Annotated in this window: 11 protein-coding genes; 8 read left to right on the forward strand and 3 right to left on the reverse strand. The window is 61.1% G+C overall.

The window, feature by feature from the left end; translation table 11 throughout:
- Positions 1–97: 97 nt before the first annotated feature.
- Both xth and ACP7D4_RS19725 read right to left on the reverse strand, forming a co-directional pair.
- A complete protein-coding gene (gene xth / locus ACP7D4_RS19720) occupies positions 98–871 on the reverse strand; it encodes an exodeoxyribonuclease III (protein WP_426100917.1) in 774 nt (257 codons plus the stop codon).
- 92 nt (positions 872–963) lie between these two features.
- Positions 964–1350 carry a cupin domain-containing protein gene (locus tag ACP7D4_RS19725; protein ID WP_426210852.1) on the reverse strand — a complete coding sequence of 129 codons (387 nt, stop codon included), beginning with the start codon at positions 1348–1350 and terminating at the stop codon, positions 964–966.
- 205 nt (positions 1351–1555) lie between these two features.
- Here ACP7D4_RS19725 and ACP7D4_RS19730 point away from each other — a divergent pair, with 205 nt between their 5' ends.
- The 5 genes from ACP7D4_RS19730 to ACP7D4_RS19750 all read left to right on the forward strand — a co-directional run bounded on the left by ACP7D4_RS19730 (position 1556) and on the right by ACP7D4_RS19750 (position 9238).
- Positions 1556–2320: a helix-turn-helix transcriptional regulator gene (locus ACP7D4_RS19730; RefSeq protein WP_426100921.1), complete on the forward strand. Its 765-nt coding sequence runs from the start codon at positions 1556–1558 to the stop codon at positions 2318–2320.
- Between the two features lie 200 nt (positions 2321–2520).
- Complete coding sequence (locus ACP7D4_RS19735) at positions 2521–3228, forward strand: hypothetical protein (protein ID WP_426210853.1); 708 nt, start codon at positions 2521–2523, stop codon at positions 3226–3228.
- A gap of 10 nt (positions 3229–3238) precedes the next feature.
- Entirely contained in the window at positions 3239–4225 is a 987-nt protein-coding gene (locus tag ACP7D4_RS19740; protein ID WP_426210855.1) for a HEAT repeat domain-containing protein, read from the forward strand.
- A 252-nt stretch (positions 4226–4477) separates the two neighbouring features.
- Positions 4478–6847 carry a penicillin acylase family protein gene (locus ACP7D4_RS19745; protein WP_426210856.1) on the forward strand — a complete coding sequence of 790 codons (2370 nt, stop codon included), beginning with the start codon at positions 4478–4480 and terminating at the stop codon, positions 6845–6847.
- 129 nt (positions 6848–6976) lie between these two features.
- A complete protein-coding gene (locus ACP7D4_RS19750; protein WP_426210858.1) occupies positions 6977–9238 on the forward strand; it encodes a hypothetical protein in 2262 nt (753 codons plus the stop codon).
- A 177-nt stretch (positions 9239–9415) separates the two neighbouring features.
- On the opposite strand, the gene ACP7D4_RS19755 is transcribed toward ACP7D4_RS19750, so the two are convergent.
- Positions 9416–10519 (reverse strand): serine hydrolase domain-containing protein, encoded by a 1104-nt coding sequence (locus tag ACP7D4_RS19755; RefSeq protein WP_426210860.1) that lies wholly within the window; start codon positions 10517–10519, stop codon positions 9416–9418.
- Between the two features lie 333 nt (positions 10520–10852).
- On the opposite strand from ACP7D4_RS19755, the gene ACP7D4_RS19760 reads away from it, so the two are divergent.
- From ACP7D4_RS19760 to ACP7D4_RS19770, 3 genes are all read left to right on the forward strand, one after another.
- A complete protein-coding gene (locus ACP7D4_RS19760; RefSeq protein ID WP_426210861.1) occupies positions 10853–12406 on the forward strand; it encodes a glycosyl hydrolase family 18 protein in 1554 nt (517 codons plus the stop codon).
- Positions 12407–13084: 678 nt separating this feature from the next.
- Positions 13085–13276, forward strand: a complete 192-nt coding sequence (locus ACP7D4_RS19765; protein WP_426210863.1) for a hypothetical protein — start codon at positions 13085–13087, stop codon at positions 13274–13276.
- A 12-nt stretch (positions 13277–13288) separates the two neighbouring features.
- Complete coding sequence (locus ACP7D4_RS19770) at positions 13289–14305, forward strand: phage late control D family protein (RefSeq protein ID WP_426210867.1); 1017 nt, start codon at positions 13289–13291, stop codon at positions 14303–14305.
- Positions 14306–14401 lie beyond the last annotated feature (96 nt).

A 14401-nucleotide genomic window follows, 5' to 3' on the forward strand; every position in this document is an offset into this window, starting at 1 on the left:
AACGTAGGGCGGAAAAGGGCAAGGCCCGCATTGCGCCATGCGTCGCGACGGCGCTTGTCGGAATGCGCTGGCGCTTTTCCGACCTTGTCACTACTCCTCACACATCGAGCTCGATCCACGTCGGTGCATGGTCGCTCGGCTTTTCCCGTCCGCGCACGTCGCGGTGCACGCCGGCCGCCTTTAATGCCGGCGCCAGCGCGGGACTGAGCAGCAAGTGATCAATCCGCAAGCCCGCATCGCGTCCATAAGCGTTTCTAAAGTAATCCCAGAAAGTGTAAATTCGTTCATCTGGGTGCATGGTGCGCAGCGAGTCGGTCCAGCCTTGCGCCACCAGCCGGTGAAACGCTTCGCGCGTCTCAGGCCGGAACAGCGCATCATTGACCCAGCGCTCCGGCTTGTACACGTCCAGCTCCGTAGGCATCACATTGAAGTCGCCCGCCAGCACCACTTTGGCGCCGGTGGCCATCAACTCGTCGGCGTGCTTGATCAGCCGCTCGAACCAGGCCAGCTTGTAATCGAATTTGGGACCCGGCGCCGGGTTGCCATTGGGTAGGTACAAGCAGGCGACCAGGATGCCGTCGATCGCCGCTTCCAGGTAGCGGCTTTGCTCGTCGTCCGCGTCGCCCGGCAAGCCACGCCGCACTTCTTGCGGCGCCTGGCCGCGCGTCAGGATCGCCACGCCGTTCCAGCTTTTCTGGCCCAGCCAGATGGCCTGGTAGCCGACATCGTTGATCGCCGCCTCGGGAAACTTTTCCTGGGGTGACTTGAGTTCTTGCAGACAGGCCACGTCCGGCTTTTTTTCTTCCAGCCATTCGAGCAGGGCGGGCAGGCGGGCGCCGATGCCGTTGATGTTAAATGTGGCGACTAACATGAATTCTCCGCGGTAAGTATCTCACCACTATTTTGAACGCACATCGGCCTGCCCGCCGCACGGCTGATTCATCGATCTGAATCATGCCAAAATTAATGGCCGTGCTGCATCTCGTATTCGTCCGCCTCGGCCTTGGTCGCGTGGATGATGCCGTCCGGATGTTCGGGCGGGGTGTACAGCGTGTACAGGCGCATCGGTTCGGTGGCCGAGGTATTGATGACGTTGTGTTCCACCCCGGCCGGCACCACGACCGCCACGCCATCGGCCAGCGCGTGCTTCTCGCCGTCGAGAATGGCCACCCCTTCGCCCGCTTCGACGCGGATGAACTGGTCGTGGCCGGTGTGGTGTTCCATGCCGATCTCTTCGCCGGGCTGCAAGGTCATGATAACCAGCTGGCTGCGCTTGGTGGTGTAAAGCACTTCCCGGAAGTTATTGCCTTCGAGAGTCTTCTGTTCGATGTTGATGCTGTAGCCTGACATGGTGCCTCCGATTGAACGTGCGAAAGTGCGAAAGTGCGAACGTTCGCAAACAGGCATCGTATCCTAATTTGGCGCCGCAAGTTGGTGGCGGCGTCGAACCGCAGTGCTTTCTTCTCGCTACAGGTTTTTCGATATACCATGGGCTGCGTTGCGCGCATTGGAGACGGCGGAACGGAATGCAGAAAAATAAATACAGGACGTTCGTATGCCGCAAAACTTAGCGCAGCAACGCGATCTCGACCGGCGCATCATGGCGGTCCTGGTCGAATGCACCAGCGTCGACTCCGCCGACGCATTTTCCCGCGTGATTGAAGGCTCGTTTCGGGCCGTCATTCCCCATGAACTGATGCTGTGCGGGATAGGGGGCATCAGCGGCCAGGGTAATCACGTGCGCAAGATCGTCAACTTCAATTATCCGCTTGAATATTTCGAACCTTTGCGCGATGCCGACGGACGGCTCGACAGTCCACTGATGAAGCGCTGGCGCGAAACGCTGGAGCCGCAGCTGTTTCAAAGCGGGCGTGACGATCATGCGTATGCCGATGATTGGGTCCGGCTGTTCAACAAGTATGATTTGCGCAACACGATGGCGCATGGCGTGCTCGATGTTGGCGGCGTCTTTTCCAGTTTCTTTATCTTGTCGCGCATGCCCGGCGAAGTCGGCCCGGAGCACGCCTTTTTGTTAAAACTATTGACGCCGCATCTGCATTTTGCGCTGGCCCGCGTGCTGGCGACGGTGGACGAGTATCAGGGCGCGCTTTCCAAAAGCAGGAAAGCGCTCAGCGAACGCCAGCGCGAAATTCTCCATTGGCTGCATGAAGGTAAAACCAACTGGGAAATTGCGAAAATACTCGACCTGTCCGAATTGAACGTGAAGTACCACATCGACCAGATATTCCAAAAACTCGAAGTGCGCAGCCGCGCCCAAGCGGTGGCCAAAGGGCGCGACCTGGCGGCCTGCCGCGCCTAAGCAGCGTCCGGAAAAACTGTCCGAATGGGGAGTGGCGCATGGGCTCGCCTGGCGCTAGAGTCAAGCCAGCCCATGGAGCTTGCATCAACCCCGGTGCATGCTTAAAACGATAACGATACGATGCACGCTCCTGCGGTAAAAGCTCGGACGCGAATCACCAATACCAGCGTCCGCGATAACATCAACGCGGAGGAGATACCATGTTTCAAAAGCTGTTTTCTGTAAGCCGGTTCCTGTTGGGCGCGACGCTGCTCGTCTGCGCCGCAAGCTCCCAGGGCGCATGCCTGGACAATGTCGTGCTGGTGCACGGTAACGCTGATTCCCCGTCGCGCTGGAACAACACGGTCAGCACGCTGAAAAGCCGCGGCTACCTCGATTCCCAGCTTTTTCTCCCGAACTGGGGTTCCAAGACGAACGCCGGCGCCAATGACCATAACAGCGTCAATACCGGCGTCGTCAAGAGCGCATTGCAAGCGGCAGTTGCCAGTTCCTGCACCGGCATGATCGATGTCATCGGCCATTCGATGGGCGTCACGCTGGCGATGAAGGCGATCAACGAGCTCGCTTATGCGGGACGGGTCAATTCCTTCATCGGCGTGGCCGGCGCGCAGCATGGTTTGAATTCCTGCGGCGTGTATCCGTTTAACGTGGCCAGCCCCACGTGCGGCGCCAATGGCTTGTCGATCGATAGCCCGTTGATCCAATCCGTGCGCGGCAAGCGCTATGGGGCGAAAATGTATTCGATTAAAAGCTGGATCGATGAAATCGTCTGCATTGGCAGTTGCTATGTGTATGGATCGCACACCAGCAATGTCGACTCGCAAAATGCCAGCTACGATTACGCGCTTGGGCATTTTGGGCTGGCGACATCGACCACCAGCAAGCAATCAGATCTCATCATGAACTAGGGAGCAATCGTTGGATGATTTTGCCGTGAAGGTGTGGCTGGCCAGTGCAGGGGCCAGTTTTGCGCTTGGTTTTGGCCTGGCGTGGTACATCCATGCACCGGTCACTGTCGATGGCGCGCCCGCAGTGGTGGCCTTGGCGGTCGCGCCGCTTGTGCCGAGCCAGCCTGCGGCGCCATGGGCGGCGCCTGGCCGCGCGGCGGTCGCGGCACTGCCCGACCTGCCCGCAAACGCCAGCGTCGACCAGCTGTGGGCGCGCTCGCTGCTGGGGCCAGCGTTGCAGGATCACGGCTTTGATGCCGAAGACAGGCTGCGCAAGCTGGCCAAGGCCGATCCTGTCGCGCTGCGCAACTTGCTAAGCCGCTACAGCGCCGGGCAAGCGCCGCAGGAACGCGCCTTGCTCAAGTCAGTGCTGGCCACCGTCCCGGCGCCTGACGTGATCGCGTTTTCCACGCGCCTGGCAAGCAGCAGCAACGCCGCCGAACGCAAGTTTGGCTTCGAGTTGCTGCAAAGCGTGGCGCCCGATGCCGCCGAAACGCGCAGCCTGGTCAAGCGCACGCTGGCAAGCGAGCAGTCGAGCGACGTGCTGCTGCAGGCGCTCGCGACGCTGCAGTCGTCCGTGGCCGATCCGGAAGAGTCGCAAGCGATCGTGGCGCAACTGAGCACCCTGTCCCAGCATGCCGATCCTGCCGTGCGCAGCATGAGCATTGAGCGGCTCGGCGCATGGGACAAATCCGGCGACGTTGCGCAGCGGCTGGCCCAGGCATTGACGGACCGCGCGCCCGAAGTGCGGCAAGCGGCAATTTTCGCGATCGCGCAGGCGGGCGTGCGGTCGGAGCCGGCCAAGACGGCGCTCATCGAGTTGGTCAACAATGCGCAAGAGAGCCGGGATCTGCGGGGCAGTGCCCTGCAGGCGCTGGAGCGCTTTGCCTTGAGCCGAGAAGAGTATGCGCGCCTGGCGCCGGCACGCGCGCAGGTGGCCGGTTTGTCGCCCCGATGAAGGGCGCAACCATGCAGTCATCGCTGTAGCGCGCAGCCCCCTGATTCTGTCGGACAGCATGCCTCGCTGGCGCTGCCTGTCCGCACACCACCGTACATTTTGTGGCTTTTTAGTTAAGCCGGTTATGCAGCTGTTTTTCATGTTGGTAATTGTGCTATCTTGGTTTTCAGTTGTTTGATGAAGCGAATTCACGTGGCATTTTTGCAGGGCGTGCCATGACCGGAACCTCACGACTCGACCCAAGGAATCACCATGAAGATTTCTCAGCCACGCCTCGCCGCTCTCGTATCTCTGTCACTGGTACTGGGCACCTCCTGCAACGCTTCTGCGGGCGGCACCGAGGCGCCGTTTTCCCTCAGCCGCAACGCTCAAGGCGTGGCGCTGATCCATGCGTCCACGCTGACCGGTGCCGCGGCCGGTCTCGGCTTTGCCTACGCGCAGGATAACTTTTGCCTGCTGCAGGATTACCTCATGACCGTCAATGGCGAGCGTTCGCGCCACCTCGGCCCCGATGCGCGGGTCCCGATGCAGATCGACCGGGCCAGCACCGTCAACCTTGCCAGCGATATCTTTTATCGCTTTTATGTCGACGGCGCGCGCGCCGACCAGCTCTATGCCGGCGCCGACCAGAGCACGCGCGAGCTGATCGCCGGCTACGTCAGCGGCGTGAACCGCTACCTCAGTCAGACGGGCGTGAACGCCATCGACCCGGCCTGCCGCGGCAAGAGCTGGGTGCGTCCAATGACCACCGCCGACATGCACAAGATCTTGCTCGACAAGACAGTCCTGGCCAGCGGCGCCAATTTTATCGAAGCCTTTGCCGGTGCCACGCCCCCGGGTGCGGGCGCACTTGCGCCGGCCTTTAGCAAGAGCGCGGCGCAGCCGGAGCTGGACCTGGAGCACCTGCGCCGGGCATCGCGCCCGGAGCTGCCGCTGGCCAGCAATGCCTGGGCCTTCGGGCGTGACACGACGCTCGGGCGCGGCAGCTTGCTGGTTGGAAATCCGCACTTTCCGTGGACGGGCAGCAACCGCTTCTACCAGGCGCGCATGACGGTGCCGGGCGTGCTCGACGTGAGCGGCGTGGCGTTGGGCGGGGTGCCCATCATCCAGATCGGCTTCAACAAGCGCCTGAGCTGGACCCATACCGTCTCGGCCGCGCGCCGCTTCACGTTCTTTGAGCTGGACCTCAAGCCGGGCGACCCGCTGACCTATTACGTCGACGGCGCCGAGCAGCGCATGGAAGCGGTCGACGTGAATGTGCCGGTGCTGGTCATTGGTGCGCTGGGCAACGTCAACCGGCGCCTGTACCGCACCGCGTTCGGCCCGGTGCTGGTGATTCCCGGCGCCGGCCTTTCCTGGTCGAGCGCGCATGCCTATGCTTTTGGCGACGTGAATATCGGCAACAACCGCATAGTGCGCAGCTGGCTGGACATTGGGCGGGCCAGCACCGTGCGCCAGGCGCGCGACGCGCTGGCGCGCAACATTGGTATCCCGTGGGTAAATACGGTAGCGGCGGACTCGACCGGCGAAGTCATGTACGCGGACTTGACCCCCATGCCCAACGTTGACCAGGCCCACATCGCGCGCTGCCTGCCAAGCCCGGGCGCGGCGGCCTTGCTGCGCGTGGCCGATTTGCTGGTGCTGCGCGGTTCGTCGAGCGACTGTGCCTGGAAGCATGACAGCAGCGCGGCGGCGCCCGGCATTGTCCCGGCTGCGCAGCTGCCGGTGGCCATCCGCACCGACTATGTCGCCAATTCCAACGACAGCTACTGGCTGGCCAACCCGGCCATTGCCTGGAGCGGCATTACGCCGATGGCCGGCCCGGTCGGCGTGCCGCAGCGGCTGCGCACCCGGGCCACGCTGACCATGATCGAGCGCCGCCTCGCCGGCAGCGACGGCCTGCCCGGGCGCCAGTTCAGCGCCGCTCACCTGCAAAAACTGCTGTTTAACAGCGACAACTTCGCAGCCAACATGGTGCTGGACGACTTGCTGGCCTTGCGCGGCAGCTACCAAGCCGTCACGATGCCCGATGGCACTGAGGTAGCGCTCGGCGAGGCCTGGGACGCGCTGTCGCGCTGGGACCGGCGCAGCGCGACGAGCTCGCGCGGCGCTCACCTGTTCCGTGAATTTTGGCGCAGCGCGCGCCTGATTCCCAACCTGCACCGCATCGCGTTCACGCCGCGCGATCCGATTCACACGCCGGCGGGACTGAACACGGATGACGTCGCGGTGCGCTCGGCATTGCTGCAAGCCCTGGGACGTGCGCTAACGATGTTCCGGGCAGCGGGCGTGCCGCCGAACGCGCAGCTCGGTGCGATGCAGTATATGCTCTCGAGCACGCGCAAGTTTGCGGTGCCCGGGGGTGAGGAATTTGAAGGCGTGCTCAACAAGCTTGAATCGCGTCCGTTTACCGACGGCCATTACCAGCCTTACTTTGGGGTGAGCTACGTGCAATTCATCTCGCACCACCCCCATGGCTTGTCGGCAGAAGGCATCCTCAGCTACTCGCAGAGCACCGATCCGCGCTCGCCGTATTATCTGAACCAGCTGCCGGCGTTTTCGCGCGGGGAAGTGTTCAGGCTGCCCGAGCCGGAGCAGCGGGGGCTTTGGCTGCACAAGTAAGAAACCGTCGATAGCGCTACAGGCCCCCTGAATGAGGGAAGTCGGAGGTACTTTCTGTTAAAATAGTTGCCAATCAGGCATCTTGGAATGCCGTCGACTTTGACTTGCAAAATAAGGGATTGACCCGCTGTGACCGACGACGAATTGCAAGTGAACGATGCGCCTTACTTTGCCCGGCGGCTCACGATCGACGCTGGCGCCGACGAGCGGACAATCAAGCGCGCGTATGCGCGTGAACTCAAACTGATTGATCAAGAATCCGATTTAGCCGGCTTTCAAGACCTGCGCGAAGCCTACGAGGCCGCGCTCATCTGGTGGCGCCACGCAGCAGCGCAGCTTGATGCTGGCGCTGCCGATCCGTTCGACGAGATCGACCGTGCCGCAAAAGAACTGCACTTGCGGCCGGCCGCCGCAAACGACGGCAACCGCATCCAGCGCCAGTTACCCGCGCCAGCGGCGCCTGAGCTTGATGCCGACACCTTGTCGCAAGAAGTGTTCGCCCAGTTTCAGGCCCGATGCGCCGGTCTGGACGATCTGCACGCGAGTGCGTCGTGGGCGCGCGAATTGCAGGCCAGCCTTGCTGACGCGCGCCTGATTCACATTCCCACGCGCCAGGCATTCGAACAACGCATCGCCGATTTGCTGGCCGCCGGCTGGCGGCCCGGACACCATTTGCTGTTTCACGTGGCGGCAAAGCGATTCGAATGGGACAGCGATCGGCGGCGCGTTCAGTCCCTTGGCATGGCCGGCTACACGCTGCATTTTGCGATCGACCAGCGCGCCATGCACGACCAGCAATCGGACCATGCATGCGAACAACAAAGCCAGCTCATCACTCGCTTGCGCGAGGCAACGCCGCCCACGACCAATGAACTGATCGATTTGATGCCGGTGCTGGCGACGGTCGAAGCGCGTTTTCCGGCATGGCTGGCGTTGATTGCCGATGCCGACACGATCTCGCACTGGCTCAACCTGGACCAGGCTGTCCCGTCATGGCGGCGCAAACTGCGCAGGCGCGATTTCAATATTCCGTTTTGGGTTGCGTTGGTGGTGTTGCTGGTTGTGCTCAGGCTCATTTCCAGCACCATCGGGTCTAACGGGCATGGGCCAGCGGCGCCGGTGACCGCTTCAGTGGATCTTATACAAGGCAACCATTTCCTTGGTGAAGATGAATACGACAAGGCGATCCTGAGTTATGACCGGGCGCTCAGTCAAGACCCGGACAACGCGGCCGCCTATGCGGGCCGGGCGATGGCCTTGGTCTTTTTGGGTGAAAAAAAGCGCGCACTTGCTGACCTTGAAAAACTCGAATCCTTGGCGCCATTGAACCCGCTTCTGTTCCGTTCACGCGGCATGCTCGCGCAGGACGAGATGCGATTTCAAGATGCAGTCGTGGCCTATACCAGGTCGCTTGAGCTTGATCCCGACAACGTGTTCACCATCATGCGACGCGGCCAGGTGCATGCTAAAGCGGACGACCTGGACAACGCATTGCGCGACGCCGACCGGGTACTCGCACTGGCCCCCGACTCGGCGTTGGCGCACTGGCTGAGAGCGGACGTCTTCAGGGCTCGCAAAGACGTGGCTGCGGCGAAGGCTGAGGCGGATGCGGTGCTTCATGCGCGCGACAAGCGCGGCGATTACGCCTACAGAATCGCCGCCAATGTTTATCAGGAAATCGGGGATCTGCCGAACGCCTTGGCCAGCATGGACAAGGCCGTGGCCGCATCCCCCGTGGCCAACAATTACCTGCAGCGATCCCGGCTGCGACCACCTGCAGACGAGGCCGCCCGGCGCGCTGACATCGAAGCGGCCCTCAAGCTGGAGCCTGATTCGGCATGGGGCCTGCGCTTGCTGGTCAGCGCCGATTTGCAGGCCAAACAGTGGGATGCTGTCATCCAGAACGCAAGTCGGGCAATGGCGCAGCCGTCGATGAAAGATCGAAGGCAATTTCTAACAATGAGTCGAGGCATCGGCTATGCCAAGCGGGCCGAGATGAAAAAAGCGGCTGCGGACTTTACATCGGCAAGACTAGCGGCAAAGACATACCAAGATCTGAACGAATTATGTTGTGCAATGGCCGTTCACGATGTCGCGCTGCCGACTGCACTGGCAATTTGCAATGCATCGCTTGAACAGGACCCTACCGCCTGGCACACGCTCGACAGCAAGGCCTTTACGCTCATGCGCATGAAGCGCTATCGGGAAGCGCTGGCGACCTACGACGCCGCAGTGGGGGACGGGCGTGCGAATGCGGTGCCTTTGTATGGCCGTGGCGTGGTCAAGCATCGTTTGGGAGACGAGATCGGGGCGCAGCGCGACATGAAGGCTGCACTTGCGATTCGGCCTGACACCGACGTGCACTTCGCGCACATGGGAGTGGTTCCTTAGCAGCGGCGTCAAAACCGGCTTCGCGCCAGCCTCACACCTGTGCATGTACGCATCTGCCGAATCGGCACGCAAGCGGGTAGGCGAATTGCCGCGTTCAGGCCAGCCCCGGGATGCTTGGCACGCATCAGCTCGCCGCCATTGCCCTCGTGGGCTTGCGATGCTTGCTTGGCGCGTCAGCTATCGATTCAGCCGCGCAATGCGCCCGAGCACGCCGGGCCACCATGCATTTCCATACCGCTTGCCGAAACGGACGATGACCATGTCCTCGTCCGGGGCAACGTAAATAAACTGGCCGAGATGGCCTTCCGCATAGAAGTCGTGGCTGGGCTTGACGCCGAGTTCCGAAGGCACATCGACGACGGGCGGGCGCCGCCATTGCCATGCGTAATAAGCTGCCGCGAAGGTGTTGGGTGCTTCCATATTCCAGCGGCTTGCCGCGCTGCTTCCGGCATGCTCGCGCACTTGCGTGCTTTGCCTGACCCATTCGGCCGGCACGATCTGTTGGCCGTTAAAGCTGCCGTCCTTTAAGTACAGTTGGCCAAAGCGCGCAAAGTCGAGGGCGCGCGCGTTGACACAGCAAAAGGCCTTGGGCAGGGCGCTTTGCTGGCTGTCCAGGCTCCAGCTTGCATCGTACGCTGCGCCCATCGGCTGCCAGATTTTTTCCTGCAAATACCGCGGTAGTGGCACGCCCGTGGCGCGCTGGACAATGGTGCCCAATAGCTGGGTATCGCCGCTGCTGTATTGGTAGGCCGCATCGGGCGCGTGCTCGATGCGCAAACCTTTTATTTTGCCTGCCAGATCGGGCGTCAAATAGAATCTGGACGCATCGGCAAAGGGCGAACCGTAGCCCTCAACGAATTGAATGCCACTTCGCATTTCCAGCAGGTTGCGTATGGTGATGCGTGTGAAGCGCTGATCGTTGATGGCCAGTTCCGGCAAATAACGGGTGATCGGGTCGTCGACCGTGGCGATGTGACCGTCGCGGATGGCAATGCCCACCAGGGCTGACACCATCGACTTGGCGACGGAAAAGGAAGTGACGATGCTGTCGCGCTGGTAGCCATTGTAGTACTGCTCCAGCACGACCTTTCCATGCTTGACGACCACGATGGCCACCGTTCCGGTCTTTTCCATGACCGCATCGAATGACTCGCCCCCGAAATCGGGAACCTGTACCGGCTCACCGACGGCGGAGGGAAGCAGTGACGCCTTCGGCGCGCGGGCGATCGCCGCATTCTGGAAATGACGATGATCCGTAATGGCCGATTGCTGCTGCGCCATCATCCATCCAGGCAGATCGGCGCAACCGGACAAGGAGATAACAGCGACTAGCATTACAAGGTGACACGGGCGAAGCGTAGGCGATTTGTGGGATGGCATCTGATTTGGATGTTTGTAGAAGAGTAGCGGCGAGGGGAAGCGGTTGCCGGGGATGCGAAGCGAAATAATATACGTTAAACCATGGATATCGCAATGAATCTGAGGGGGATGTTTATTTATTCAGCAATACCACTGCCTGCATGCAAATGGTCTGGATATCGTTCGTGACGCTGGCGCGCGCTTCAGCGGCGTTTTGCCAGCGCACTTTTTGCTCGTGCGCGATTATTAATCGCCATGCTGGCCACTGCATTGGCTGGCCGTGGCAGAAGTTCGCCCACGTCGCTGGAAACACCTTCCCAGAGCCCGGTTCGGCTGCTGGCCGCGGCGGCAGGCTGCCCGCCTTGGTCCGCTGCCACCACCTATCTGGCGGGAGACTGCGCCACCTACGGCGGCAAGACGTACAAAGCCAAATGGTGGACGCTGAACAACGTGCCAGGTGAGCAGTGGGGGCCGTGGGAGCTGCGGGCCATGACCGTCCCGGAAACGCCGACGCCGCCGACGCCGACGCCGACGCCGACGCCAGTCCCGTGCCGGCCGGACGGATTGCAGTCGAGTGTAACTGCCGTGCCATACTGCGGCGTGTACGACCAGAACGGCCGCGAAATCTTGGCCAATGGGCTGAACCGGCGCATCGTGGGCTACGTCACCAGCTGGCACACGGGTGCGGGCGGGACTCCGTCCTACCTGGTCAACAATATCCCGCGGGACAAAATCACCCATGTGAATTACGCGTTCGCGGCGGTCGATACGACAAGCGCGAAGCTTGCGCTCGGAACCGGACCGGACAATCCTGACACTGGACTGACCTGGCCCAACAATCCCGCAGCGGCCATGGATGCCAGCTTGCCCTACAAGGGCCATTTCAATCTGTTGGCACAGTACAAGCGCAAGTACCCGGGCGTAAAAATCATGCTGTCGGTGGGCGGCTGGGCTGGCAGTGGCGGCTTCTACACGGCCACCACGAATGGCGACGGCACGCTCAACAGTGCCGGGATCGATACGCTGGCCGATTCGATGGTTGCCTTCCTGCGGCAGTGCACGTTTTGCGACGGCATCGACATCGATTACGAGCACCCGACCACGAATAATGAGGCCGGCAATCCGCTCGATTTCGCGCTGTCAAAGCCGCGCCAGGCTGGCCTCATGCGAAACTACAACGTCCTGCTCGAACGAGTGCGCACCAAGCTCGACAAGGCTGCAGTCGCCGACAAGAAGTACTACATGCTCACGATTGCCGGCTCGGCATCGGCATGGATACTGCGCGGTGCAGAAAACATGTCGGGCCTGAAATACCTCGACTACGCAAGCTTGATGAGCTATGACTTGCACGGCGGCTGGAACCAGTACGTGGGTCCGAACGCGCCCTTGTTTGACGACGGCAACGACGCTGAACTCCGGGCCGGCAACGCCTACCAGTTCGCCAACATCGGCTACCTGAACGCGGACTGGTCGTATCGCTATTACCATGGTGCGCTGCAGGCTGGCCGCATCAATATCGGCGTGCCGTATTACACCCGCAGCTGGAAAAATGTCACAGGCGGCACCAATGGCCTGTGGGGAACAACGGCACTCGTCAGCTCGACGGTTACCTGCGCCGGTGTGAAGACGTGCGGCGAAGGCGCGGTTGGCATCGATAACGTGTGGCACGACCTCGACAGTAACGGCCAGCCGGTACCTGGCGGCGGCAACCCGCTGTGGCACGCGCTGAACCTGCAAAACGCGATCGTCCCCGACTACCTGGACTGCGCATTTGCCTGGTCGGCTTCGCGCCGAAGGTCGTCAATGTGACTACGAAGTTCGCTTACCAAAGTCCGATGTGCCGTATCGGCAGATCGCAGCGTAAGACATGACCCACAAACAAAAAAAGCAGTTACGATCACTCGTAACTGCTTCATTTTGCTTACTGCGCATTCGTGGTAGGCCGTGCGGGATTCGAACCTGCGACCAACGGATTAAAAGACGGTTGGGTTTTTAGAAGTTCATTTAAAATCAAACACCTACAACGCTTGCCGCGTACCTTTCCCAACATCATCCAAGGGCGTCAAGGTTCGCCATCGGTTTGGCACGTCACAAATTCGGCACAGCGCATCCGGTTGCTGCGCGGCCAACCCGACCGGTCGGCGGCCGGAGCGTCGTCCACTATCGGCACCTGCTGCCCGCGCTCAAGCGCAAGCGCAAGCGCAAGCGCAAGCGTGGTGCTTTGGCGCACTCGGTGTTGCGCGATGCGCTGTCCCGCCCACAAGTACTGCAAGATGTGGGCGCCAGGTGAAGGACCGCATGCTTGACGCTCCTTAGCATGGTTGATCCAAAACAATGTTCCGACACTCATATCTTGCACCTGAGACGGTGCAGGCGTTCAATATTGCATCGGTGCTATACTTGATAAATATTAGCTCTTGTACAATATTTCTTTAGTATTTATTGCCGAAAATTGACAAACCGCATCTGTTACCTCGGAAACCCGCGATGAATCTGAACGACGTCTTTACATCACTGTCGGGCCTGACGGGGGCAAACCGCCCACTTCGTTTGAAGTTGTGGAATGAAGATGGGCTCGTGGACGACCTCCTGTATGTGAAGCAAGTCGTCGGCATCGAAGCGGTCTGTGGAGGCATTGAATATCGCCTGCTATGCGTCGCGGCCAAAGCCGGCCTGTAGCTCAAGCAATTCATCGCCATGCCAGTCGAGGTGCAATTTGTCACCAGCACCGGCACCTTGCGCTCGGTTTGCGGCATTGTCGATGTCGCCGAAGAGGGCGGATCGGACGGCGGCCTGGCCACCTATCAGCTGATTGTGCGCGATGCGCTGTCCATCATGGACAAGGGCTGCAACACCCGCATATTCAGCCACATGAACGAAGTGGACATCACCAATGAAGTCCTGGCCGACTGGCGGGCCGCCAACCCCGTGCTGGCGGGCGCCTTCGCTTTTGAGCTATCAGGGGTAAAGTCCCAATACCCGCAGCGCGAATTTACGATGCAGTACAGGGAGTCCGATTCTGCCTTCCTGCGTCGCCTGTGGAAGCGGCGCGGCCTGGCATGGTTCTTTGAGCCTACCGCCAACAGGGAGGAAAAAGACGCTCCTTCACACACCCTTGTCCTGTTTGATGAAGTCGCCTCGCTTGCGCAGAACGCAGCTGGCACCGTACGCTACCACCGGGACGATGGCACCGAAGTCGCCGACAGCATCACCGCCTGGCATGCCATACGCACCCTGAGTCCCGGGAGTGTTACACGACAAAGTTTCGACTACAAGACAGGGCAGGCCAGTCACGTCAGTGTTCCTAGCGGCAGCGATCAGGGCGCGCTTGGCGATCAGTTCGCCGCAGGACTGGATGATGGCCTGATCGACGTGCAGCACGCCGGCGACGACGCAGCCGACTACGACGCGCTGAGCACCCTGCGCATGCTGTACCACGAATACATCGCTAAGTGCTGCAGGGGCGAAGGCGGAGGGCGCGACTGGACGCCTGGCCAGTGGGTTGTTGTCACCGGCCACGCCGGCCTCGACAGCCATCCGGCGTCGGAGCGCGAGTTCGTTTTCACGGAAATTCGCGTCGCCGCCGAGAACAATTTGCCAAAGACATTGGGCGACCGGATCAACCGCCTCTTCGCGCTGAATCGCTGGCGCACCGACGACGATGCCACGGGCGGAAATGAAGCAGGTGAGCGCGTGCAAGATGTTTGATGGCTTGATGGTCACGATATCTGATGGTCAATCGGACGCTCTGCCGCGACGCGACCGCTCGTGACCGGCTGGCATCGTCGCAGCGGGGGCCGGCCC

The sequence above is a fragment of the Massilia sp. TWP1-3-3 genome, assembly GCF_049897805.1.
Classification (GTDB): Bacteria; Pseudomonadota; Gammaproteobacteria; order Burkholderiales; family Burkholderiaceae_D; genus Telluria_A.

Bases quoted from the DNA above. Each gene is read 5' to 3' on its own strand.
- xth (WP_426100917.1), bottom strand. From the start codon at position 871: ATGTTAGTCGCCACATTTAACATCAACGGCATCGGCGCCCGCCTGCCC.
- ACP7D4_RS19725 (WP_426210852.1), bottom strand. From the start codon at position 1,350: ATGTCAGGCTACAGCATCAACATCGAACAGAAGACTCTCGAAGGCAAT.
- ACP7D4_RS19730 (WP_426100921.1), top strand. From the start codon at position 1,556: ATGCCGCAAAACTTAGCGCAGCAACGCGATCTCGACCGGCGCATCATG.
- ACP7D4_RS19735 (WP_426210853.1), top strand. From the start codon at position 2,521: ATGTTTCAAAAGCTGTTTTCTGTAAGCCGGTTCCTGTTGGGCGCGACG.
- ACP7D4_RS19745 (WP_426210856.1), top strand. From the start codon at position 4,478: ATGAAGATTTCTCAGCCACGCCTCGCCGCTCTCGTATCTCTGTCACTG.
- ACP7D4_RS19755 (WP_426210860.1), bottom strand. From the start codon at position 10,519: ATGGCGCAGCAGCAATCGGCCATTACGGATCATCGTCATTTCCAGAAT.
- ACP7D4_RS19760 (WP_426210861.1), top strand. From the start codon at position 10,853: ATGCTGGCCACTGCATTGGCTGGCCGTGGCAGAAGTTCGCCCACGTCG.
- ACP7D4_RS19765 (WP_426210863.1), top strand. From the start codon at position 13,085: ATGAATCTGAACGACGTCTTTACATCACTGTCGGGCCTGACGGGGGCA.